22 protein-coding genes are annotated in these 24,750 nt (G+C 40.4%); 10 read left to right on the forward strand and 12 right to left on the reverse strand.

Annotation, left to right across the window (positions count from 1 at the left end; genetic code table 11):
- Positions 1 to 117 precede the first annotated feature (117 nt).
- Positions 118 to 1,908 (reverse strand): ABC transporter ATP-binding protein, encoded by a 1,791-nt coding sequence (locus M3O96_RS17340; protein ID WP_249722616.1) that lies wholly within the window; start codon positions 1,906 to 1,908, stop codon positions 118 to 120.
- A gap of 231 nt (positions 1,909 to 2,139) precedes the next feature.
- Here M3O96_RS17340 and M3O96_RS17345 point away from each other — a divergent pair, with 231 nt between their 5' ends.
- Complete coding sequence (locus tag M3O96_RS17345; protein ID WP_249722618.1) at positions 2,140 to 2,952, forward strand: sugar phosphate isomerase/epimerase family protein; 813 nt, start codon at positions 2,140 to 2,142, stop codon at positions 2,950 to 2,952.
- A 156-nt stretch (positions 2,953 to 3,108) separates the two neighbouring features.
- Positions 3,109 to 3,969: a sugar phosphate isomerase/epimerase family protein gene (locus tag M3O96_RS17350; protein WP_249722620.1), complete on the forward strand. Its 861-nt coding sequence runs from the start codon at positions 3,109 to 3,111 to the stop codon at positions 3,967 to 3,969.
- Between the two features lie 190 nt (positions 3,970 to 4,159).
- Here the strand turns inward: M3O96_RS17350 and M3O96_RS17355 are convergent, their stop codons facing one another.
- The 6 genes from M3O96_RS17355 to pdhA form a co-directional block, all read right to left on the reverse strand.
- Positions 4,160 to 4,477 carry a DUF6787 family protein gene (locus tag M3O96_RS17355; RefSeq protein WP_249722622.1) on the reverse strand — a complete coding sequence of 106 codons (318 nt, stop codon included), beginning with the start codon at positions 4,475 to 4,477 and terminating at the stop codon, positions 4,160 to 4,162.
- 79 nt (positions 4,478 to 4,556) lie between these two features.
- Positions 4,557 to 6,290 carry a M14 family metallopeptidase gene (locus M3O96_RS17360; protein WP_249722624.1) on the reverse strand — a complete coding sequence of 578 codons (1,734 nt, stop codon included), beginning with the start codon at positions 6,288 to 6,290 and terminating at the stop codon, positions 4,557 to 4,559.
- A gap of 581 nt (positions 6,291 to 6,871) precedes the next feature.
- A complete protein-coding gene (locus tag M3O96_RS17365; RefSeq protein WP_249722626.1) occupies positions 6,872 to 8,191 on the reverse strand; it encodes an aspartate kinase in 1,320 nt (439 codons plus the stop codon).
- A gap of 41 nt (positions 8,192 to 8,232) precedes the next feature.
- Complete coding sequence (gene ribH, locus M3O96_RS17370) at positions 8,233 to 8,709, reverse strand: 6,7-dimethyl-8-ribityllumazine synthase (RefSeq protein WP_249722628.1); 477 nt, start codon at positions 8,707 to 8,709, stop codon at positions 8,233 to 8,235.
- 81 nt (positions 8,710 to 8,790) lie between these two features.
- Positions 8,791 to 9,504, reverse strand: a complete 714-nt coding sequence (locus M3O96_RS17375) for a tetratricopeptide repeat protein (protein ID WP_249722630.1) — start codon at positions 9,502 to 9,504, stop codon at positions 8,791 to 8,793.
- Positions 9,505 to 9,623: 119 nt separating this feature from the next.
- A complete protein-coding gene (pdhA, locus tag M3O96_RS17380; protein WP_249722632.1) occupies positions 9,624 to 10,643 on the reverse strand; it encodes a pyruvate dehydrogenase (acetyl-transferring) E1 component subunit alpha in 1,020 nt (339 codons plus the stop codon).
- A 104-nt stretch (positions 10,644 to 10,747) separates the two neighbouring features.
- On the opposite strand from pdhA, the gene recF reads away from it, so the two are divergent.
- Complete coding sequence (gene recF / locus M3O96_RS17385) at positions 10,748 to 11,857, forward strand: DNA replication/repair protein RecF (protein WP_249722633.1); 1,110 nt, start codon at positions 10,748 to 10,750, stop codon at positions 11,855 to 11,857.
- Between the two features lie 149 nt (positions 11,858 to 12,006).
- On the opposite strand, the gene M3O96_RS17390 is transcribed toward recF, so the two are convergent.
- A complete protein-coding gene (locus tag M3O96_RS17390; protein WP_249722635.1) occupies positions 12,007 to 12,411 on the reverse strand; it encodes a DoxX family protein in 405 nt (134 codons plus the stop codon).
- 117 nt (positions 12,412 to 12,528) lie between these two features.
- Here M3O96_RS17390 and M3O96_RS17395 point away from each other — a divergent pair, with 117 nt between their 5' ends.
- The 3 genes from M3O96_RS17395 (at position 12,529) to M3O96_RS17405 (ending at position 16,328) form a co-directional block, all read left to right on the forward strand.
- On the forward strand, positions 12,529 to 13,668 hold the full coding sequence (locus M3O96_RS17395; protein ID WP_249722637.1) for a TlpA family protein disulfide reductase: 1,140 nt from the start codon (positions 12,529 to 12,531) through the stop codon (positions 13,666 to 13,668).
- A 226-nt stretch (positions 13,669 to 13,894) separates the two neighbouring features.
- Entirely contained in the window at positions 13,895 to 15,040 is a 1,146-nt protein-coding gene (locus tag M3O96_RS17400) for a 6-bladed beta-propeller (RefSeq protein ID WP_249722639.1), read from the forward strand.
- Between the two features lie 109 nt (positions 15,041 to 15,149).
- The gene (locus M3O96_RS17405; RefSeq protein ID WP_249722641.1) at positions 15,150 to 16,328 is read left to right on the forward strand and encodes a 6-bladed beta-propeller; all 1,179 of its coding nucleotides are present in this window, start codon (positions 15,150 to 15,152) and stop codon (positions 16,326 to 16,328) included.
- Positions 16,329 to 16,391: 63 nt separating this feature from the next.
- Here M3O96_RS17405 and M3O96_RS17410 read toward each other — a convergent pair whose 3' ends face one another.
- Positions 16,392 to 17,297 (reverse strand): nucleotidyltransferase family protein, encoded by a 906-nt coding sequence (locus M3O96_RS17410; RefSeq protein WP_249722643.1) that lies wholly within the window; start codon positions 17,295 to 17,297, stop codon positions 16,392 to 16,394.
- A gap of 319 nt (positions 17,298 to 17,616) precedes the next feature.
- On the opposite strand from M3O96_RS17410, the gene M3O96_RS17415 reads away from it, so the two are divergent.
- Both M3O96_RS17415 and M3O96_RS17420 read left to right on the forward strand, forming a co-directional pair.
- Complete coding sequence (locus M3O96_RS17415; RefSeq protein ID WP_249722644.1) at positions 17,617 to 17,955, forward strand: P-II family nitrogen regulator; 339 nt, start codon at positions 17,617 to 17,619, stop codon at positions 17,953 to 17,955.
- 53 nt (positions 17,956 to 18,008) lie between these two features.
- Positions 18,009 to 19,241: an ammonium transporter gene (locus M3O96_RS17420; RefSeq protein ID WP_249722646.1), complete on the forward strand. Its 1,233-nt coding sequence runs from the start codon at positions 18,009 to 18,011 to the stop codon at positions 19,239 to 19,241.
- A 278-nt stretch (positions 19,242 to 19,519) separates the two neighbouring features.
- Here M3O96_RS17420 and nadC read toward each other — a convergent pair whose 3' ends face one another.
- Both nadC and M3O96_RS17430 read right to left on the reverse strand, forming a co-directional pair.
- On the reverse strand, positions 19,520 to 20,380 hold the full coding sequence (gene nadC, locus M3O96_RS17425) for a carboxylating nicotinate-nucleotide diphosphorylase (protein WP_249722648.1): 861 nt from the start codon (positions 20,378 to 20,380) through the stop codon (positions 19,520 to 19,522).
- Between the two features lie 33 nt (positions 20,381 to 20,413).
- Positions 20,414 to 20,812, reverse strand: coding sequence for a DUF4783 domain-containing protein (locus M3O96_RS17430; protein WP_249722650.1), 399 nt, complete (start codon positions 20,810 to 20,812; stop codon positions 20,414 to 20,416).
- A 230-nt stretch (positions 20,813 to 21,042) separates the two neighbouring features.
- On the opposite strand from M3O96_RS17430, the gene gpmI reads away from it, so the two are divergent.
- Positions 21,043 to 22,569: a 2,3-bisphosphoglycerate-independent phosphoglycerate mutase gene (gpmI, locus tag M3O96_RS17435; protein WP_249722652.1), complete on the forward strand. Its 1,527-nt coding sequence runs from the start codon at positions 21,043 to 21,045 to the stop codon at positions 22,567 to 22,569.
- An 80-nt stretch (positions 22,570 to 22,649) separates the two neighbouring features.
- Positions 22,650 to 23,204, forward strand: a complete 555-nt coding sequence (locus M3O96_RS17440; protein WP_249722654.1) for a hypothetical protein — start codon at positions 22,650 to 22,652, stop codon at positions 23,202 to 23,204.
- 43 nt (positions 23,205 to 23,247) lie between these two features.
- Here M3O96_RS17440 and M3O96_RS17445 read toward each other — a convergent pair whose 3' ends face one another.
- Entirely contained in the window at positions 23,248 to 24,750 is a 1,503-nt protein-coding gene (locus M3O96_RS17445; RefSeq protein WP_249722655.1) for a sodium:proton antiporter, read from the reverse strand.

Raw genomic sequence — 24,750 nt, forward strand, 5'->3', positions numbered from 1 at the left:
TGGGTCAATAACTTTACCTAAATTTTCTCAATAATTCATGAAGCCATGATCCAATCATGGCTTTTATTTTTAACTATATCTAAAAAAAAATGCGATTACGTTAACCCTCCAAGGGTTTCAATCCGCAAATTGCAACCTCACTAGATTAGCATAAAACCCATCTTCCTGCAATGCCAATTGTTCATGAGTTCCTTCCTCGACAATTTCACCTTCCTTGAGTACATAAATCCTGTCCACCTTGCGGATCGTCGATAGCCGGTGGGCGATGATGATGGTCGTCCTATTTTTCATAAGTTCATCCAGAGCCTCCTGAACCAAAGACTCAGATTCAGCATCCAAAGAGGATGTCGCTTCGTCCAAAATCAAAATAGCAGGATCTTTCAGGATTGCCCGGGCGATAGCAACACGCTGACGCTGTCCACCGGAAAGCTTGATCCCGCGCTCACCGACTTTGGTTTCCATTCCTTCTGGAAATTTGCTGATAAACTGCCAGGCATTTGCTTTTTTGGCGGCTTCTATGATTTCTTCTTCTGAAGCATCAGGTTTGGCATAGGCAATATTTTCTTTGATACTTCCGCCAAATAAAAGCACTTCCTGCGGGACGATTCCGATGTTGGAACGGAGTTGCTTCAGATTCCAGGTGTCGATCGATTTGCCGTCAATCAAAATCTGACCTTTGTCAATTGGGTAAAACTTCAGTAAAAGCTGGATAATGGTGGATTTTCCGGCTCCGCTTTGACCTGCCAAAGCTACTTTTTCTCCGGCAGGGATTTCAAAGTCAATGCTTTTCAGCACTTCCATTTCGGGACGGGTAGGATAAGAAAACCGTACACCTCGGAAGCTTACTTTTCCTTCCATCGGGACTTTTTGGAAATCTGCTGTGGAGACTTCCGGTGTTTCGCCCAAGATCTCCAAAACCCGCTCAGACGAACCTATGGCTTTTTGGAGTTGGCCATAGATGTCTCCCAAGCCGGCAATCGAACCTCCGATAAATGTGGTATAGAGTACAAAAGAAACCAAATCACCCACGCTCATATCTCCGGAAGCCACCAAAGTCGCTCCGTACCACATCACCGCCACGATACCGCCAAACAAAGCAAAAATGATAAATGAGATAAAAGCGCCTCTGAATCCCGCTGCTTTCAGGGCTACTGCCACGACTTTATTCAATCCTTTTCTATACCTGTTGGATTCGTATTCCTCACCTGCAAATGATTTGACAGTCATGATGGACTGCAACGTTTCCTCCACTATCACATTGGCAGCGGCAAGTTCATCTTGAGTTTCTTTGGAGAGTTTGCGGATAAACTTTCCAAAGACCATCGCAATGATCACCAAAACCGGGAATGTCGCCAACATAAAAAGCGTCAATTTAGGCGTGGTCATCATCAGGAAAATCACACCTGCTACCAAAGTGATGATCTGCCTCAGGAGCTCAGCTAAAGTCGTCGAGAAGGTATCTTGTAACATGCTGACATCGGCTGTAATCCTGCTGATCAATTCACCTGTTCTTCTTTTGTCAAAAAAGGTCATTGGCAACTGCACCAATTGGCTGTACAATGAAATCCTGATGTCTCGCATACTGCGCTCGGATACTTTGGCAAAAAGCCAAACCCTAAAAAAAGAAAAAATGCTTTGTACCAATAATATTCCTAAAAGGATAAAGGCGATTCCATTGATGTCATCTACAAGCCATGATTTACCGGAAGCGGTATCGATGAGTTTTCCCGCTACATAGGGGAAAGTCAAAAGTGTTAGACTTGAAAATATGAGGAAAAGCATCCCCAAGAAAAAATTCAGCTTGTAGGGTAAGATAAACCTAAAAATTCCTCCAAGCTTTCCCAGATTTTTTTTATTCAGCTTGCGCTTTTCGTGCTCTTCAAGGGCGTTGCCTCTCTTTTTTGCCATGGATACTTTTAATTCTGAATTCCTAACCTGCAAATCTAAACAATATGCCCGTAGACCGAAGATAAAAGATCAGATTTTCAAGTAGAGAAGACTTTTCGGCTGATATTTATATTGGATATAGACTGGCAGCCCAGTTCCAAGTTGTGTATTTTTATGAAAAACAAATCGATATCAATTGAATTTTAACTCCTAACCGATCCAATACAGCGCAGCATTTTGAACTCCTAACTTATGAAAATAGCATACTTTTGCCCGCTTTGGGGCTCGGAAGCCATCCCTTTTGAAGATTTCTTAAACCGTGTTTTGGAGGCAGGATACGATGGTGTGGAAATGAGTTTTCCTTTGGATGAAAAGGAAAGAGATCAAAAAGCGAATGTGATTAATTCCTATGAATTAAAATTGATTGCCCAACATTGGGAAACTGTCGATGCTGATTTTTTGGTCCACAGCGAAAATTTTGAAAGCAGACTGCGAAATTTGGCTGCGACCAATCCCCTTTTTATCAATTCCCAGACAGGCAAGGATTACTATTCCTTCGACCAAAACAAAGCCTTATTTGACTTGGCAACCAAAATATCAATTGAAACAGGAATTCCTGTTCTTCATGAAACCCATCGGGGCAAATGGAGTTTTGCAGCCCATATTACCAAAGATTATCTTGATCGCCTTCCTGACCTGAAAATCGCCTTAGATATTTCCCATTGGTGTGTGACTGCAGAATCCTTTTTGGAAGACCAAGAGGAAGCCGTTCAGAAGGCTATAAGTGCGACGGCGCACCTTCATGCGAGAGTAGGATATACAGAAGGGCCTCAGGTACCTGATCCAAGAGTTCTTGAATGGAAATCCGCTGTAGATAGGCATTTTTCTTGGTGGGATCAGGTAATAGAAAAAGCTGCCAAAGAAGGAAAACCGGACTTCACGGTGACCCCGGAATTTGGTGCGCCGCCCTACATGGTCCTGCATCCCCAGACCGGTCAACCCATCGTCAATCAATGGGAAGTAAATGCGTGGATGATGGAAGCTTTCAAAAAAAGGTATCTTTAATCAAAAATGTAATTCCTGCAGATTGCGTAGATTTTCGCCGATAAATCCTCGGAAATTTAACATCAACATGGTGATTATAAAATTCTACGGCTTTCTTAGATATCTGTGGGATATTTTCAAAATGATAAATATACAATAAACCTAAAATACCAATAAATGAACAAATTCTTATTTGCAACACTGATAGTAAGCCTGCTTTTGGTAGGAGGAAATAGTGAAGCTCAATCCCAAAAAGCACTGTTTCCTGACACACCAGGGATGGTTTCTTATACTTACCGCGACAGTTTTCAAAAGGATGTAGCGGCCACTTTGGACACTTTGCAGGCTATGGGCATCAAGGACATGGAGTTTTCCAATCTCTTTGGAAAGACGGCAACGGACTTACGGGCAATGTTGGATGAGCGCGACATGTTCTGTTCGTCGTTTGGGGTGAGTTATTCCGATCTGATGGAAAAAACTGATCAGGTGGCAGAAAATGCCAAAACTCTTGGTGCAAAATATGTCAGGATTGCATCGATACCGTATTCTGCACCTTTTGACTTGGCAGAGGCAGAAAAAGCAATCGCTGATTTCAATGCCGTAGGGAAAGTATTGAAAGAAAAGTATGACCTGACTTTTTGCTACCATAACCATGGCTTTGAGTTTCAACCCCATGGAGACGGAACCCTTTTTGACCTGATGATTCAGAAGACTGATCCCAAGTATGTGAGTTATGAAATGGATATTTTATGGACGTTTTTTCCCGGAGCAGATCCTGTGGCTTATCTCGAAAAATATGGGGAAAGGTTTGCTTTGATGCACTTGAAAGACTTGCGAAAAGGAGTGGAAGGAAATATGTCAGGAGGAACACCTGTAGAAAATGATGTGGCCCTCGGTACCGGACAATTGGATATTCCTGCGATTCTGGTTGCCGCCAAAAAAGCCAAAGTGAAGCATTACTACATTGAGGATGAAAGTCCCGTGTACTATATTCAAGTCCCCCAAAGTATAGAGTACCTGAAGAACCTGAAAAAATGAAAATTTGAATGTCCACAGTCCACGGTCTATAATCCATAGCCACAGCAATCGACCTTCACTCCAAGTTCTAAATGGTCAGCCCCCAGAAGGGGTACCCATTCTATAAAAAGTTGGATTAAGTACAATATCAATTAATATCCAATATCCATAAATATCAGTCTGTAGAAACTAGGCCAACTCGTGTAATTAACTATTTCTTTCCAATTATCCTCCTAAAAAACTGTTTCTCCTTTTCCCAAAAGAAGGCAAACTGACCAAATACAAATCCCCACATCAGGAGAATAATCTGGTAAAGCGGCAATACCAAAAGCAAGTAGAGCACTGTTTTCCAAAATCCGCCACTTTCCATACTTACACCCAAAAAGTCAAAAATCGGCTTTTTGATAAATAAGACCGTAAAGCCAGTCAGTGCAAATACGATCAGTACCAACACAACCTGCATCAAACTATTCAGTTTCCATTTGGTCTGAAGCCTGGTCAGGAAATTCGGCTTGGGATCTTGAGGCATTTGGAATTTTTTATGGTAAAGGGAAATTCTAGAGTTTTCAGAAATGACTTTTTGGTAACTTCCTTCTGGTGAAAATGATTCAATTTTCGATCCTAAAGACAGGATAACGGTTGTGTTCTTTTTCTTTCCAGGGTGAGCGCTCGTGTACCCATCTCAGTTGTGCACCGGCATTTTTGGCAAATTCCTCGTTTTTCGCTTTTTCTTCTTCTAGCTGTTTTTTGAGTTCGGGGTTTTGCCTCAGGTATTCAGCAGCCAAGTCCTCAAAGACATACGCAGAAAAACCCTCTTTGGCTTGAAGGATGGTGTCAAAGAAATTCCAAGCAAAAAAGCTGTCTTCTCCCTGCGGTTCCAATACCTCCATGATATAGCGGTTGGTTTCCTGATTCGTTTCTATCAAAAAATCCCCTTTTCTGATAGTCAAAGCAGATTGAGATTTTTCAACTTGAATGCCGGTATGGAGATAATGTCCTTCAAAAGGACGCTGCCCGGTCTGGAAATCTTTGATATGATAAACCGTAACTTGCATCGTTGTATCGGCTTTCAGTTGTTCCGTTCTGATTCCGTTTCTTTGGAGGTTTTCAATCACCGGATACCAAGCTTGGGGAATGATATAGGCTTTTGGTTTTGTGATAACCAAGCCATCTGAATAGGTATCAAAGAATTTTACTTCTTTGGAAAATGGTTTTGCCCGGTCATAATAAAGCCTCGGAAGTCCTGAAATTTCGGAAGGTTTTTGACCCGATTCGTATCCGTTAAACGCAATCAGTGAATGTTGATTTTTGTCAAGTACGTGGTTGAAAGCAAACTCAGTTTGGGTTTTTCTCGCCATCCGATCTGCTTTTGCCATTTCAACGATTTTATCACCGTCTTTTTGGAAGATTTCAATAAAGGTTTCAAATAGCGCATAAGTGGAATTTACCCTTTGGTCATAGGGTTTGAGCATGTGGGTTTCTGGTATAAAACTCAGTGTACTGAAAAGTGCAGCGTAGCCACTACTGTACCTCCCGATGTCCTTGAATTGATTCCAACCGTCTTCGGGTTTTGAACCATAAGCATTGACATAAGGCACCATCGGAAATTCTTTGGCTTTCATTTTTTCATAAAGCATTGGATTCATTTCCTCATTGAGGTAGCTGCCCAATTTGCCACCAAGTCTATTGTGTTGGGTGGAGATCAAAGTCATCACATGCTGGTAATCGGCACCGTTGCTGACGTGGGTATCGATGAATACCTGCGGTCTCAGCCAATTGAAAATTTGCTGGAATGACTTGGCATTTTTGGTATCGGCTTTTATAAAATCCCTGTTGAGGTCAAAGTTTCTTGCATTTCCCCGGAAGCCGAATTCTTCGGGGCCGTTTTGGTTGACGCGGCTAAATGAGCCTCTGTTCAGGTGACCACCAATATTGTATACCGGAATGATGGCCATGGCGAGGTTATCAGGGACCTTGATTTTTTTGAGTAGAACATCTCGCAAAAACATCATCGAAGCGTCTATGCCATCGGGTTCACCGGGGTGAATGGCATTGTTAATGAAGAGCACGAGTCGGTTGGTATCATGCCATTCTTTTGGATCGAATGCGCCTTTTCGGTCAAATAGGACCACATGCAGCGGAAGTCCTGCATCCGTCATTCCCATTTCCACAATTTTTACTTCCTTGAAATCATCAGCCAGAATCTGAAAATAAGCGATCACATCATGGTAAAGTGGTGTTTCTTTTCCGCCGCTGGATTCGAATTGGGTCTGGTATTTTTTTTGGGCATTAGCCGAGAAACCAAGGCAAAATGCCAAAAACAGGAAGAGCGATTTTTTCATGCCCGAATTTGGATAAAATGGTCAAATAATGCTAAATGATTATCTGCAATTATATAAGGAAGGTAATTTTTTGCATTCTAGTAGCGGATTATTGTCCAAAGCTATTCAGACTATAGTCCACATATGCCTATCCTGAACTTCAAACTATGCAATGGGCAATTGTAGCGAATTGTTTACATCAATTCTGCTAAAAGTAGCTTTACTTTTGGTGAATGAATTTTTCATTTTATTACGCACAATGCGTAACGTAAAGTGCGTAACGTACTTTATGGAATTGCATTCCATAAAAATCAAATTTTGGATTGGTAAAATGCCAGTTGCGGACCGAAAGAAAAAATGCTACTTCTATTTTGTCAAATAGGAAAATGAAAAAACCCACCCGATCAAGTGATTGTGGGTGGGTTTTTCTATCGTATCGATGCCAGTTAATTGTTATTCGAATAAAAGTCATGCCAGGTGAGCAAAAGATCCGGTCCATCCGTCTTCCGACTTCGTTCCGATAGCTATCGGAATTCCTGCCCGCTTGAAGTAAAAAACCGGTCATTGGCAAAGAAGAGGATAACCATTGAAGGGGGGCTATATTACCATTCAAACAAGCCTTCATTCAGGCTTTTCAAGGCCTCATTTTTATATTTAGCCTCCAATAGTAAGGAGACATTGTGTCTGCTTCCTCCATAGGAAACCATCCTGATCGGATATTCCTTCAGGCAATTCATGATTTTGGCCATGGTGCCTTTGGACTCGGCTATCATATTCCCCACGATCGAGATGATGGTCTGATTGCTGTCCACTTCGACAGTGCCGTATATTTCAAGTTCTTTGACGATTTCTGCCAAGTGGGAAAGGTCATCAATAGTCACCGAAACCGCCACTTCAGAAGTGGTGATCATGTCAATGGAAGTTTTGTACTTCTCAAATACCTCAAAGACCTTTCGCAAAAATCCATAGGCCAACAGCATCCTGGTGGATTTGATTTTGATGGCAGTGATGCCATCTTTTGCTGCAAGAGCCTTCACTCCTGAGCCTTGCTCTTTGGCGGTGATGGTGGTACCATGGGCATCCGGTTCCATGGTATTCAGTAATTTGACTGGAATGTTATGTTGCTGTGCCGGCCAAATGGAGGCTGGATGGAGGATTTTGGCACCGAAATAGGCCAACTCTGCTGCTTCATCAAATGAAAGTTGGGCAATGGGACGGGTTTTGTCCACAATCCTCGGGTCATTGTTGTGCATCCCGTCGATATCGGTCCAGATTTCTATCACTTCAGAATTGATTGCCGCCCCGATCAGAGAAGCCGAATAATCAGAACCTCCTCTTTTGAGGTTATCGACTTCATTTCTGTGGTTTTTGCAGATATAACCCTGTGTCACAAAAATCCTGTCTTGGGGAAAGTTTGCGAGGATAGCTTTGAGTTTATCAGAAATTTTCTTGAGTTCCGGCTCGTGGTTTTCATCGATACTCATAAAATCCAACGCGGGTAAAAACACCGCACCTATCCCTAATTCCTGCAACAGTGTGAAAAACAGCTTGGTGGACAGGAGCTCTCCCTGCGCCAAAATATCCCTGTTGATGGCTTCATTGAAGGAGATTTTCAGGATGATATTCAAAAACTCAAAGTGTTCTTTGATGACTTTTTCTGCGTTCTTTTGCGCAGCATCGGATTTGAGCAGTTGCTTGTAGAAGGTAAGATAATGCTGGTGTAGGACATCTATTCTTTCTTTAGCCAAGGCTTTGTTGGCATCAGCCAAGGCTTCGCCAATAGACACGAGGGCATTGGTCGTTCCTGAAAGTGCTGAGAGGACAACGATTTTTTTATCGTTATCCCTAGTGATCAGGTCTTTGACTTGGTGCATTCTCTCGGGTTTGCCCACTGAGGTTCCCCCGAACTTCATTATTTTCATAATGGGATATGGTTTAAAAGGTTTGTTCTTTTTGATGTTGGTCAAAAACCCAACATTTTGACAGCAGTGATGGCAGCTTCATCACCTTTGTTTCCGTGTTTTCCTCCGGACCGGTCCAATGCCTGCTGAAGGGTATTGGGTGTCAAAACCCCAAAAATTACCGGTTTGTTAAATTTCAAAGCCACATTGGTAATGCCGTGGGCAACAGCATCGCAGATGAAGTCAAAGTGTCTGGTTTCTCCCTGAATCACACAACCCAAGCAAATGACAGCATCAATTTCTTCCAATTCAGCGAGCCATTGAGCCCCAAGGCTCAACTCAAAGGAACCCGGTACATTCTTTCGGAATATGTTTTCTTTTTTTGCTCCGTGCATCAACAATGTTTCTACCGCCCCTGAGAAAAGGGATTCCGTCACTTGCTCATTCCACTCAGAAACGACGATGCCGAATTTTTTGGCAGAAATATCCAGGATGTTTTTGTCAGAGTACCGGCTCAGACTTTTCAATGAAGATGACATAGAAGTTTGTTTTGGTATAAATAAAAAAGAGTAAGACCGCATGGCCTTACTCTTCCAAAATGCTTTAAATAAATCAAAGCATTACTTAGAGGCAAGGCCTTCCAAGCGCGCTTTGTGTTTTCGTGCATTAGTGTATTCAAATGACTCAAAATACTTGTCCTCGATTTCAGCATATGCTTTGATAGCGTTGTCAAGGTCGCCTGCTTCTTCATAAGCCACAGCTAATTTGCTCAGGTACCTTGGAGCAAAGAATTTGTTTTCTTTATGATCGATAGCCCTTTTGTAGGCAGCGATAGCATCTTTGGTGTTGTCCAATTCCATGTAAGCATCTCCCAATAAGGCATGAGCCCTTGCCTGAACAAAAAAGTCATCGGCAGAGAATTCTTTCAGGTGATCGACAGCTTTTTGGAATTCTCCTTGAGACAAATAGATCGAACCTACATAGAAATGCGCAAGGTTGGCTGCGTCAGTCCTACCGTAATCGTCAATGATCTTTAGGAAGCCGGCATTAGAACCGTCACCATTCAGCGCAAATCCAATGCTGTCCTGCTCAAAGTAGTATACAGCCTGAAACATTTCAGCCTGTGCTTTGATGTTCTTATTTTGGGTATCAATCTGAATATATAATATCCCTGCAATCAAAAGAATGACACCGATGAGAATGCCACCGAATATCTTAGAATTCTTTTTGATATAGGCTTCCCCTCTTTCCAATCTTCCTTTGATTTCATCTGGGTTTTCCAGAAGTTCATGCTGGTGTGCAGATTGGGATTTCTTTGTTTGTTTCGTAGCCATTCTTTAAAATTTTCCGCCGCAAATATAAGGCTTTTACTTAATTCACAAATAACAATAAAAAAAACCTGCCATGAAGATGTTTAAGTAATCTCATGGTAGGTTTTTCATTATGGATTATTTTACTCCATTACAAAAGGATAATCCTCCTGCATATACACATCTTCAAATGCCTTCTGACCATCAGGCCAAGGAGATTCTTCCGCAAATTTGACAGAATCATCAACTTGCTGCTTCACTCTTTTGTCGATTTCGGCCAACTTTTCTTCCGTCAATATTTTATTGTCTAGAATGGTTTTTTTAACCTGCTCGATCGGATCCCTCATTTTGTATTCTTCCACTTCCTCCCTTGTTCGGTATTTTTGGGGATCTGACATGGAGTGACCTTTGTATCGGTAAGTTCTGAATTCCAATAATGTCGGTCCATCACCTCTTCTTGCCCTGTCAGCTGCTTCGGCGACTGCTTCGTGGATAGCCTCCACATTCATTCCGTCAACCGGGAAGGAAGGCATATCGTAAGCTTCACCGATGGTGTATAATTCTGTGACATTGGAGGTTCTTTCTACAGAAGTACCCATAGCATAACCGTTATTTTCAATGACAAAAATCACCGGAGTTTTGTATAGCATCGCGAGGTTCAAAGCCTCATGCACGGCTCCTTGTCTTACTGCACCATCACCCATGTGGCAGATGCAAAGGTTTTTTGTTCCTCTATATTTTTCAGCAAAGCCGATTCCAAGGCCCATTGGAACCTGTGCACCCACGATTCCGTGTCCGCCCATAAATCCTCTTTCCTTGTCAAAAATGTGCATGGATCCACCTTTACCTTTTGTGGTACCGGTAGCTTTGCCATACAATTCAGCCATGACAGCTCCCGGATCAGTGCCCAATCCAAGTGGATGTGCGTGGTCACGGTAAGCAGTAATCCACTTATCGTCTTTGTCCAATGCAGTGATCGCACCGGCAGCACAAGCTTCCTGTCCGATATATAAATGACAAAAACCTCTGATTTTTTGTTGTCCGTATAATTGACCTGCTTTTTCCTCAAACTTCCTCATCAACACCATGCTCTCGTACCAGAATGCATAAGTTTCTTCGGAATATTTCGCTTTCGCTTTGGGAGCAGTACTCTTCTTTGCCATATCGTGTAATATAAAATATGCTAAATTGGGCCTCAAATATAATCAAACAGGCTGAAATTTAAGGCCAAGTGCGAAATTAGTCAAAAACCCAACAGATTCTAAGCATGCACCTCAAAAATATCCGCCTCAAGCAGTTTAAGAATTACCAAAAGGCGGAAGTGCAGTTTTCCCCCGAAATCAATTGCTTTGTCGGGATCAATGGTACCGGGAAGACCAATCTGTTGGATGCCATCCATTATCTCTGTCTGACCAAAGGGGCTATCAATGGCGTGGACCAACTCAATGTGCTTCATGACCGGGATTTTTTTACGGTTTTTGGAGACTTTGACCTTGAAGGAAAGGAAATCGAGGTAAAGTGTATTTTTGAAAGTGGGAAAAAAAAGCAGTTGCTGCAAAACGGCAAAGCCATAGATAAAATGAGTGACCACGTAGGGCTATTGCCGGTGGTCATGATTGCACCGGATGATACGATGCTGATCAAAGATGGAAGCGAAGAGAGAAGGAGATTTTTTGACAATATGCTTTGCCAAATGGACAAGCAGTACCTCGAAAAGTTGGTCAGGTACCAGCATTTTCTCAAACAAAGAAATGCCCTGATCAAGCAATTTTCCGATAGAGGAAGGTGGGAAAAAACACATGTTGAGCCTTATGACAGGGAGATCATTACGCTTTCACAATTTTTGGCAGCAGCGAGGAATGCCTTTTTGGAAGAATACCTTCCTCTGCTCCAAGAATATTATGCCATCATATCTGATAACCACGAGGCGGTGAGCATCACTTACGAAACCACGTGTCTGGATGGGAACTTCCCAAATGAATTTCTTCAGAATGCCCAAAGGGATTTCATCTTGAAGCGGACCAATATGGGAATCCATAAAGATGATTTTGTCTTTGAAATTGGAGGTTATCCTATCAAAAAATTCGGTTCGCAGGGTCAGCAGAAATCATTTGTCATCGCCCTAAAGCTGGCGCAGTTTCAGATTTTTTTGACCCATAAAAAAACAAAACCTGTCCTGTTGCTAGACGATATTTTTGACAAGCTCGACGACAATAGGATCGAAAAGCTGATGAAGTTGGTGGCTGACCATCGCTTTGGTCAGCTCTTTATCACCGATGCCCGGCCCGAAAGATCGAAAGTGATCCTAAGTGAAATTGACGCAGAAAGCAGGTTTTTCCTGATTGAAGAAGGAGAAATTACACCTTGGAATACGTAATGTTACTGATGACAAAAGAAGGGATACCTATTGGCATAAAAAACAAGGGTTGAGGTTTAAAAAGCAGTTGCTGTTGACTGTGGTCTGTGGTCAATTATACGCACGTCAGCTTTCAATCTAGGTTATTGATCCGGTTGCGGATAATTTTTTCACTTTTTGATCTGAGCGTCGACAGAATATTTCCCAGGTCCGGCAAAAAACAGGAATATGAAAATCAGGAGAAACAGCAATGGTTTTTCCTTAGATCCAAAAGGATCATCCGCATGGGCGATAAAGGCGGCGACAGACATCGTAATCATCAATGGGATCAATGAAAGTCTGGTAAGAAATCCAAAGGCCAACAAAATTGCGCAGAAAAATTCTGCAAAAATGGCAAGCTGAAGAGAAATAGCCGGACCCAAACCTATCGGATCGCTAAATTTAACAAGGTAGGTGCTGAAGTTCGCAATTTTCGGCCAACCATGCGTCAACATCATCAAAGCTGTTCCGATCCTTAAAATGGCCAATGAAAGGTCATGAAAATAAGAGGAAGTCGAGAAGATAAGTTTTTTCATTTTTTGGAATCCAAAAGTTGCAAAATGTGGTTTAATCAATCAAAGGTAACAAGAAATCTAAATCAGATTTCTAAATTGTACGCTCAATACCCCGAAGTAATCATCCAAACAATTGATATGAAATCATCTCGCAGTTTCATTTTGCAGGCTTTGTCCCTGTTTTTCGCCTTTTCGGCACACCTGACGGCATCAGCCCAAGCTCCGACGCAAGCATATTTGGACTATATGTCTGGCTTGGAAAGTTATGTCCAAAACGACCTCTATGCAAAAGTTTCGACCATCCTCTATGATGCTGAAGCTGCACCTTCTGCGGAAGAATACATCCAATTCTGTAAAGGAGTGAAAGCCGAAATCGGTCAATTTTACGAGCAAAATTCTAAAGGGCTTTTGGAACAGGAGAAAATCGGAGCTCAGACATTTTCCCATACCATGTTGCTTCAGCTTGGAGAACTGTATCTAGATAGGGTGCAGGACCTAGAATCTTCACAAAAACTGGGGTTCTTGGATAAATTTTTTGTGGGTATCGGATTGGATACCGGAATAGAGCGACTTTCAGAAGACCTGTCTAGGTCCATGATGATGACCTTACATGCTGCGATGGGGATCCCTTTTGGAATGCCAAACACGGAAGTTGAAGCTTATATCAATGGAATGGCTGAGCCTAAAAAGGAGCTTTTTCAGGCAGCCTTTATCTTGAATGACATGCTGATGCTGACAGGAGGCTACGAATCGAGCAGAAATCAAGTGGCAGATTTCAGGAATTCTTATCCCAATTCCATCTATTTGGCAGATGTAGATAAAAGTCTCTCGGCCATCGAAAAACTCAAGGAAGGGGCAGTTGTCGAAAATTTTTCTTTTGTCGATCTTGAAGGTAAGTCCGTCAGTCTGATGGATTACAAAGACAAGATTATATATCTAGACCTTTGGGCATCATGGTGTGGGCCATGCATCAATACTTTCCGGACCAAGACACCGTTTTTCGAAAAGAAGCTGGAAGGAAATCCTGACATAGTCCTGATGTATATCTCCATCGATGAGCAACCCGAACCATGGAAAAACTACCTCAGCAAAAACAAAATGGGCGGAGTACACCTCTTTGCCGGTAAAGGATTCGAAGCAGAGATAATGAAATACTTTAAAGTGTGGGGAATACCCCGCTACCTGATCATCGGCAAAGACAACAAGATCATCGATGTGAATGCACCGAGGCCAGGAGATGAGGCTTTTGAAGTATTGAAGGAAATTTCTGGGATGTGAATTACCTTGTCTATTTAGGGAAATAGAAGATTGTTAAGATTCTATTGGGATATAATTTTTGATTATTTCATCACCCTTCAATTTTTATAAACTATTTATATGGAAATCATAATGAATAATTATTATAAATTTTGATATCAAAATTTTGCAAAAAAAAATAGTTTTAAGTTTAAGCAACTTCTAGTTTGAAGCGACTTTTGGCCGAAAGTTAAACTCACATCAACAAATGCAAAGGAATATAGTTTTTGTTTTACTAGTTATTTTAATTTCTTGTCAAGGTGGTGAAGAGACAGAAAACCGTATCAAAATTGACCTAGACGAGTCCATTAATGGGAAATTTTCAGAAGTATTTGAAAGCATTGAATACATAATTTTAGAAAATCCCGATGAATCACCGCTTGTATGGCCATATACTCTAAAATACCACACTGGAAATTTTTGGTTGCGGGATATTACTACAAATAAGATTTTCAAATTTTCAGAAGAAGGAAACTTAAAAAGTGTTTTCAAGCCTTTGGGTAAGGGGCCTTTGGAATATTTTCAGGTTGATGATTTTCAGGTTTTTCAAGATTCTATAGTATTGAAAGACAGCTATCTAAAAAAATTCATTTCATTTGACCATTTTGGAACCCCAATCAAAGAACATAGATTCCCTCTTAATTCCTTGCATTTTCATAAGGGACCTGGATACACGCTTCATTTTTTGGGCTACACCTCAAGGAATGAAGGCTATTTATTTCAAAGGATTTCGGAATCAACCAACGATCAATTTGGCGTATTTCCAACAGACGGATCAAAGGAAAAACTGGGTATTATGGAAGATCCGCAAGGTTTTTTGCCTTTGCCTGATTCCGATAAATTAATTTACAAGCTTCCTTTAACAAGAGAAATTGCCATTTTTGACGGTGTCAATGGATCTCCGATTTCTATTTTAGAATTTGATTATGGTACCTATAATTTACCGGAGGAGCTTATCGGTCAGAGGATAGATAAAAATCAAGAACCAAATTCTTATGTTCAAGCCAACGGGGCATTTTTGCCTTTAAAGAACAAATTTTTTTTATTCGTCAAGCAAGGGCAGGAAAATTCCCATTATATCTTTTTGGACCATAGCTTTTCATTGTTAGCACAATATCAAAATTTAGAAAATGACATTGATGGTCTTCAAATCAAATCCTTTCCGTGGGCTTCAAATGAGCATGAGATTTTTTATTTGATAAGATCATTGACCTTTTATAATTCATACGTCGAAACCTTTGCAAATCAAAAAGTCAAAATTCTACCCAACACCGTTCACGAGTTCTTCCAACTGAACAAAGCAAAGCTTGTGGATGATAATTGGATCATTATAAGGTTGAAGCTCAAGGATTAGATACCACTTATAGCGCTTATTGATAAATTTCAATAATCATTATCTAATCCTTTTGGTACGTTTCTGTATAATCCTGCTCAATTTTTCAGGATTTCATTAATTTTAAAATATGGTTTACTGTAAAAAGCTATCAATCTTATTTTTAATAATCTTCTTAATTTCCTGTACCGGTGAATCTATAAAAGACTTATCTGAAATAGAAGTTGACTTAGATCGTTCGGAAGAAGGTAAATTATCCGATTTTGCAGAATCAATCGAATATATTCTACTTGATTACCCGGAGGAATTCCCAATGGTCTGGCCGCATAATGTGAAGTTTGATAAATACAATAATATCTATATCAGAGACCTTGAAACCAATCAGTTGTTTGTCTTTGATAGTAAAGGAAAATTCAAAAATATATTCTTACCAAAAGGGAAAGGACCAGGTGAATTTTTTCAAATTAGTGACTTTCAAATAGTGGATGGCATTGCCATTATTTTTGATACTTCGATCAATAAAATCATTGAATTTGATTCCTTGGGGAATTTTATTGAAGAATTTAGAATAGTGAATAAAAATTTAAATTTTTTCCAAGGGGATTCCTACATACTTAATTTCACAAGTTATAATCCTGAATACGACGGATTCAATTTTATAAAAATCGAAGATGGAAAGGATGGATTCACAGGATTTATACCCATTCCCAAAGAAAAAGAAAGCATCGGCAACTTTGATTCCCAAATAGGCTTTATGGAGGATTTCCATAGGGACAAGGTTTATTTTAATGTTCCAATGTCTTATGAAATTGTTTCGTTTGATAAAAAAAATGGAAACTTGGCAAAAAAGCAGACCTTAAATTTTCAAAGGTATACCATGCCCAATGAATACCTTAAGCTTCCAAGACAGGAAATGTATTCTTTACAGGAAGAGAGGAATTTGGTCCGTGATATTTCTTCATTTTTCCCTTTCAAAGGATTTTATTTTTATTCAATAAGGCAAGGTATGGGCAAAAAAAACCATGTACTGATTTTAAATGAAAAAGATGAAATCATTTATCAAAAATTCAACCATGTAAATGACATTGATGGTATGGGAATTTTAGGTTTCCCATGGTCTTTTACCAAGGATGAAGTGGTTCACTTGGTTTCTTCCGGGGATTTTTATAATGAGTATCTAAAATCTTTTAATGGTAAAAAAGTAAAAGGTTCAGCAAATAACATTCATGGTTTTTTCAAGGCAAATGAATCAAAACTTAAAGATGATTACAGAATCCTTGTGAAATATAAACTCAAGGATTTCTCATAAATTTTGCACAAAAAAGGCTGCCTAGATCACTCTAGGGAGCCTTTTTTATATTTAGAGAAACATTTACTTCCAAAGTTTCTCAGGATATTCTCCTGACTTATGCATTTTTTTAAGAGAATCGATTACGACAGGTTTGTCTTCGGTGTAGGTAACTCCAAACCAGGTTTTGCCACCTTCCAGGATTTCAAAGGCTGCTTCGCCAGCTTGAATGAGGTTGTTGGCCACAGTCGGAATATAAAATTCAGACTTGAGATTTTCTTTGTTGGCAGGCAAGAAATCATGCCACATTTTTTCGATATCAGAAAACACATTTTGGTGAAAACCCCAAAAATTCATGGATACGGGCGTTCCCTCTTCGATTTCAAGGACTTCTCCATCTCCTTTCGCTAAGATTTTATCTCCTTCCCGTGCGATGGAAGTTCTTTCGACCATGCCGATAAGTTGGTTGGCTTCATTCATGGAACATACGCCGCGGCTGACAGTGCCATGCTCGGAAAGTACATTCTGAATCGCATATCCCACCATGGCATGCAGGTCAGGTCTCACATTTTCCATGAGAAATTTACCCAAAACTTCAAAAGCTTCTTTGCCATAAAAGTCATCCGCATTGATTACGGCGAAAGGTTCTGAGATAGCGTCTTTGGCACAAAGCACCGCATGGGCCGTTCCGTAAGGTTTTACCCTTTCTGGATTTTGGAATTCAGCGGGAACAAAATGTTTGATCGACTGAAGTACAAAGTCAACTTCAATTTTACCCTCCAGTTTTGGTAAAAGTAGGTCTTTGGCAGTTTGAAGGATTTCCTCTCTGACGATCAGGACTACCTTGCCAAATCCTGCACGGATAGCATCGTAGATAGAATATTCCAAAATGGTCTCTCCATTGGGTCCAAATCCATCGATCTGTTTGTTTCCTCCGTATCTGCTGCCCATTCCGGCGGCAAGGACTAAAAGTGTCGGTTTTTTGATCATAAAATATTGCTCATGTTTTTTCAGGCCTCAAAGTTAGGTTTTTCAGCTTTCAGACAAAGATTTGGTTTAGATTATTTACGAAGGACCATTAATTCATCCATTTCATGGTCAATAAGGATCTCATGGTCTTAAAAAGAATTAAAAAATTATTTATATGATAAAAAAATAGAAACAGTAGTTAAAAAAATATGTCTAAAAGATAGATTATATGTTTTTTACAAAAATATCAATTGAAAAAATAACCAAATTATGTTTCTGCTCGATTTTTCAATTACATTAGCAATGTTTTTCCAATGAATCACCGTTAAAATTGAAGAAAATGAAAAAAATCGAAGCAATCATTAGAACATCCAAATTCGATGAGATACATCAATGCGTCGCCGGGCTTGGTGTTAAGTTCCTGACATTTTATGAAGTAAAGGGAATGGGGATGGAGCATGCAAAACTGCAGACCTACCGGGGAGTCGCTTATGAACCTACTTACATACACAGGACCAAACTGGAAATCGTCACCCAAGATGAATTGGTAGATGCTGTGGTGGACTGTATCCTGAAAATGGGTAAGACAGGTGAAGTAGGTGATGGCAAGATTTTCATTTACGATGCCATCGAAGCCTTCAGGATTAGAAACAGTGATACGGGGGAAGATGCCCTTTAATGAAAAAAAGATTCAAGAATAAGAAGATACATACATATTAACCTATCAAACCTATGACTCAAGAATTATTCACCATCAATAACCTTTGGATGATGGTAGCTACCATTTTGGTATTTATCATGCACCTAGGTTTTGCAAGTCTAGAAGCCGGCCTGACAAGAGCAAAAAACACAGTTAACATCCTATTTAAAAATACGCTCATTCCGGCAATTGGCCTACTTTCTTATGCCTTTGTAGGATTTAACCTTATGTATCCTGGAGGTGATTTTGCAGGGGGATTTATGGGATTTGCCGGTTTTGGGCTTTCTCTTCCTGAAGGATGGGACACAAGCAACTACAATGCAGGGTACACTTTTTATACTGATTTTATTTTTCAGGCAATGTTTGCAGCCACAGCAGCTACGATCGTATCAGGTGCTGTTGCTGAGCGGATGAAATTAGGCCCCTTTATTTTCTTCTCCATACTTTATGTGGGATTATGTTATCCGATCGTAGGAATGTGGAAATGGGGAGGTGGATTTTTGAATACCATGGCTACGCCGTTTTATGATTTTGCAGGATCTACGATTGTACATTCAGTGGGTGGATGGGCAGCTTTAGCCGGAGCATTTTTGCTTGGGCCAAGATTGGGAAAATATACGCCCACAGGCATGAAAGCCATTCCGGGTCATAACATCCCGATGGCGACAATCGGCGTATTTTTGCTTTGGTTTGGATGGTTTGGTTTTAACGGAGGTTCCGTATTGACAGCAGATCCCGGAACTGTTTCCTTGGTATTTGTGACTACTGCTATTGCAGGAGCAGCAGGAGCTTTTGGAGCTTTGATCGCATCCTATTTAAAATTCAAAACTTATGACATCACCATGGTGCTCAACGGGATACTTGCCGGATTGGTAGGAATTACAGCGGGAGCCGACCAAATGGGCGTAGGTGAAGCAGCGATCATTGGATTCATTGGCGGGAATTTGGTGGTATTTGCAGTGGTGTTTTTTGACAGGATCAAAATTGACGATCCCGTAGGAGCTATCTCTGTTCATTTGATCGGGGGAATCTGGGGAACTTTGGCTGTAGGCTTGTTGGGAAACCTGGCAAGTTTTCAGCAGGCAATGTCACAATTAATCGGAATCGGCATTGTCGGAGCGTTTTGTTTTGGAGCAAGCTGGCTGATCTTCTTTACGCTTAAGAAAACGGTTGGCATCAGGGTCGATGAACGAGAAGAACTCGAAGGTCTGGATATCAACGAGCATAGCATGCAGGCCTACCCTGATTTTGCTTCAAAAGACTAAGTTGATTACTTAAGAAGAATTAAAAATGCCCAAGAATTCATTTTCTTGGGCATTTTTTTTTGTATAAACTCGCTTTCTCCACAGTATGGGTTTACTTATAGAATGGTCTCGGCAGGCTCGACCACCGGAATTTATTGATATTGGAAAGGGTTGAGAGAAATGCGGCAAGGCCGCATTTCTCTCAACCCCCTGCTGATCGCTCAGTATTTGTTAAACCTATTTAAGTTTTATTCCGGGTTCAATATCCATGAATATCTTATATCAATTAATATCAATTTTTAATAAGCCTTAAGGCTGATATCCATACTTCTTACATGGTGTGTCAGTGCACCAACAGAAATATAATCAACACCACATTCGGCCACATCTTTGAGTGTTTCTTCGGTGATTCCTCCCGATGCCTCAAGGGGATATTTACCATTGACCAACCTGACTGCCATCCTCATGGTTTCATAGCCCATATTGTCAAGCATGATGTAATCAATTCCCCCAACGTCAAGCACTTCTTTGACTTCCTCCAGATTTCGTGTTTCCACTTCGATTTTGAGGTTAAGACCCTCTTTATCCAAATAGCTTTTGGCGTTTTTGATAGCCTTGGTAATCCCCCCTGCAAAATCAATATGGTTATCTTTAAGCATCACCATGTCATACAAGGCAAACCGATGGTTTACTCCTCCTCCAAGAACAACAGCCCATTTTTCGATCATCCGGAAATTTGGGGTGGTTTTGCGGGTATCCATCAGGCGGGTATTGGTATGAGCGATCATTTGGGAAAGCTGATGGGTTTTGGTGGCGATTCCACTCATGCGCTGCAGGCAGTTCAATACCAATCTTTCGGTAGTCAAAATCGAAGCTGCTGATCCCCTTACTCTTAAGCCAATATCTCCAGGATTAACGGAATCTCCATCTTCCAAAAGTAATTGTACTTCAAGACTAGGGTCGAATTGATGGAAGATCATTTCTGCAAGTGCTAGTCCTGCGATGATTCCGGATTCTTTGATGATAAGTTGTGCTTGCCCAAATTGGTCCTTGGGAATGGATCCCAAAGTAGAGTGATCTCCCGAACCGACATCTTCTATAAGTGCCAACCGGATAAATTCATGAATTTTTTCTGCTGTTAAATAAGGTAGGTTTTCCACACCCAAAATTAAAAAAAATAAAGCGGTGTGCTTTTACATTTTGGTTTTAATAATGTCAATGCTGAAAATTCTTAAAATCTCAGATTTGGAATTACCCTTAATCAATACCCTAAATTGTTCACTTTCGGTCTGATAAGAACCTACATAAAAAACTGTTGGTCCCGGTGACCCTGCCTGATGCAAAACGTTAAAATCAAGTGGCGGATATTTTAGAAAAAAATCCCTCAATATAAACTCAGCTTGATTTTTTGAATAGTCGCCATTTTTTCCATTAATGTTTAACAGAACCGTTTGATCAAAATACTTGGCGATTTCCTTACTCGAACCTGTTTTGAAATAAATGAATACATCATTTATTGTTAACTTATTTTCGAATACCGTTGCTTCGGAAAACCAAAATGTGGCAAGTAAAAAGAATATTATTAGGGGCATTTTTTTCATTGGAAAAAATAGTTCAAAAATTAAGCCAAATCAATCGGATTTTTTAGCCTTGCCAAAAAAAGTATCTCATGTCCGCAATACCAGTTTTGCTTTATGAAATAAAAGTCTTTACAAATTGGGACTTAAAAAAAATAAAGGATGGAATTTTGTCCGCTTGGCAAAGAATAGGCAACTTTACAAGCCGATTAAATTCAATTTTCAATATTCCAAATTCTCTTTCCATGAATAGTAAGAAAGTAGTATTAATGATTTTGGATGGATGGGGCATTGCGACCAATCCTGAAGTTTCTGCAATAGACAAAGCAAAAACACCTTTTATCGATGGGCTCTATACCAAATACCCTCATTCCAAACTTCAGGCTTCAGGTTTGGCGGTCGGATTGCCGGAAGGCCAAATGGGCAATTCTGAGGTAGGACATATGAATATCGGTGCAGGTCGTGTAGTATACCAGGATTTGGTCAGGATCAATCTAGCTGCCAAGGAAGGTGAACTTAACACCCACCCTGTCTTGGTGGATGCTTTTGGATATGCCAAAAAATCAAAAAAGAATGTACATTTTATCGGCCTTGTTTCTGATGGTGGAGTACATGCACATATTAATCATCTCAAAGCCCTATGTGATGCTGCCAAAGCCAATGGACTAAGCGAGGCTTATATCCATGCTTTCACAGATGGGCGGGATACTGACCCCAAGGGTGGTATCCATTATCTCAATGAACTGAAAGAACACCTTCAGCATTCTGTAGGCAGGATAGCTTCTGTCATTGGCAGGTATTATGCTATGGACAGGGACAAAAGGTGGGAAAGAGTTAAGCTTGCTTACGACGCCATGGTAAATGGCGAGGGAGAAAAATCCAAAGATATCATCTCCTCCATCACAAAATCTTACTCCAATGGTGTGACGGATGAATTTATCAGACCCATTATCCAAGTCAATGAAGCAGGAAAACCACTTGCAACGATCAAAGAAGGGGATGTGGTGATTTGCTTTAATTTCCGAACCGACCGCGGTAGAGAGATCACTGAAGTGTTGACCCAAAAGGATTTTGAGGATTTCAACATGAAAAAACTCAAATTGAATTATATCACTTTTACCAATTATGATGACACTTATAAAAATGTCAAAGTCTTATACGACAAAGACAACTTAAATAATACTTTGGGAGAAGTTTTATCTAAGCATGGAAAAAGACAGATCCGCATCGCAGAAACTGAAAAATATCCCCATGTGACTTTTTTCTTTTCAGGAGGAAGGGAGACTGAGTTTGAAGGCGAAAGCAGGATACTTTGTCCTTCCCCAAAAGTGGCCACTTATGATCTCAAGCCTGAGATGAGTGCATTCGAAATCGCAAGTAAAATCAAAACTGAGCTCAAAAGAAAAGAGGTTGACTTTGTGTGCCTCAATTTTGCCAATCCGGATATGGTGGGCCACACTGGAGTTTTTGATGCTGCCGTAAAAGCCTGTGAGACGGTAGATGAGTGCGCTAGACAAGTGATTACTGTAGGGCTTGAGAATGGGTATACTTTCATTGTCATCGCCGATCATGGAAACAGTGACATGATGATCAATGAAGATGGAACCCCCAATACTGCCCATACGACAAATTTGGTTCCATGTATATTGGTAGATGGAACAGAACAAATACCGATTCATGATGGAAAATTGGGCGATCTTGCACCTACCATCCTAACCTTGATTGGGGTGCCTATACCTTCAGAAATGACAGGAAACATTCTGATTAATTAACTAATGCATTTCCTATCAAAGAATTCATTCATGGATTTTGGATGAATTCTTTTTATACCATACTGAAAAATCAAAAAATTATGAAACACAGTTTTATTGGGGTATTGATTTTATTTATTGTGTTAGGATGTTCTGGGGAAAATAAAAGCGTCGAACAGCCTGAATCAGTTTATTTTCCTATCAAAGACTATGTTGAAGTGAAGACTTTGGAATTGGACGGAAAAGGAATCATCAAGGAACTGAATGTAAACGGAAACAAGGAGTTAATCCGGGACACCTTGAATACCGAAGAATGGTTAAAGGAACTTAATTTTTTTATCAAAGCAGATATCAGCAGACCAAGTTTGGCTGGATCTTATGAAACCCAAAGAAGTGCTGATTACTTAATTCACACTTTGAAAGAAGGTGAAAAAGGAGAGGTTCAAAAGATTGTGGTCAAATATGAAGGGGAAATCATTAAGGAAGTAACCTTTAAAATGAAAAACTCAAATCTTTTTTATGAATCCGAAACAAGGGGAGTTATTTTCAATCAAAGTTTAACCGGGAAACCTGACCATTACGCCGTAGAAACAGTCCAAAAGGTAATCTTTCTCAAACCAAATAAAATGATTGTAAATGCTTCAATCGTTTGGTAGAATTCAGCCCAGAATTTGCCTTAATTGCCATTTTTTCAGTTTATCATACAAAGGCAAAAAATACCAGCCAAATGATAAATAGAATTGGAAGCAATACTGGAAGCGAAAACCGAATGATGTATCCAAAGAAAGATGGCATTTTGATGCCGTTTTGTTCTGCGATGGATTTGACCATAAAATTGGGTCCATTGCCAATGTAAGTCATCGCTCCAAAGAATACCGAAGCAAGGGAAATGGCCATCAACTCAAAGGCTGAATCATCATAATTATTGAGTGCAAAGTTCCTGACATCCTCAATGATCCCGATCTCGGCTCCTTGGGAAGCCATAGCTGCAGCAAGGAAGTTCAGATAAGTAGGCGCATTATCCAACACTCCGGACAAAATTCCCGTACCCCAATATAGCGTATTGTGGGTGATGAGTGCTGCACCTTCAGGGGATTTGGCAAAATTGCCTACTAATTCCAAAGCGGGCATCATGGTTCCGAATATCCCAATAAAGATAAACGCTACCTCAAGAATTGGCTCAAAATTAAATTCATTTCCTTTAATGGCTTTTTGATCTGCAAATCTGAAACTCATATAGGCTACCGATAGCATGATGACTTCCCTGAGGAAGGAAAACTTTTGCCCATCATAATGGATAGCAGGAACCCAATCAATTACGTTTGGATCTAAGAAGACTGACCCAATGATTACCAATAGCCATAAAAAATTTCTAGAGCCTATCAGCGCAAATTTATTGGTGTAGGTAATTTCTCCATCAACCTCCGCATCTTCGATTGATTTGCCCAGCTTCCTATCAAGAAAATAAAATACCCCGGCCAATAAAATCAGAGCAAGAAGCCAAGCCGGCCAGTTGTATTCAATGGTCCAAAAGAACGGAACACCCTTTAGGAATCCTAAGAAAAGTGGAGGGTCTCCGATCGGTGTCAGGGAACCACCGACGTTGCTAACCATGAATATGAAAAAGATAATATGATAAGGTTGGATATTGCCCTTGTTCAATCTTATAAAAGGCCTAATGAGTAGCATAGAAGCTCCGGTGGTACCAATCAGGTTAGAGATTAAAGCTCCAACCAACAAGAGTGTCACGTTTGCCAAAGGGGTGGCTTTTTTGTCAACCTCAATCAAAATACCCCCTGAAGCGATATAAAGAGAAGATAAAAGGGCTATAAACTGTACGTATTCTGCCAATGCATGAACTGGTCCGTGAACATTATGTAGGACAAACAAGTAGTAAAAAACCACCAACATCGCCAATCCCACGGCTATTTTTGGGTAGTTATGGTGCCAAAAATGTTCATAAAATAAAGGTCCGGTCGCTATCATTAAAAGTAACGCCACAAATGGGATCACTAGCCACACAGGTGCGGAGCTATGGACCTCGTGGCCCTCTTGCTGTTCAGATCCTCCAACATGTTGGTGGTGGGAGACGTCCCCATCAGTCATTTCAGTTTGGGTCTCTGTCTGGGCTTTTGCCTCGGGGATCTGGGTTAAAAAAACCATCCCAAAAACAAGCATAAAAACGGCAAATAGGTTCTTCAT

Origin of the sequence: Aquiflexum sp. TKW24L (assembly GCF_023502205.1) — a bacterium.
Taxonomy (GTDB): Bacteria; Bacteroidota; Bacteroidia; order Cytophagales; family Cyclobacteriaceae; genus Cognataquiflexum.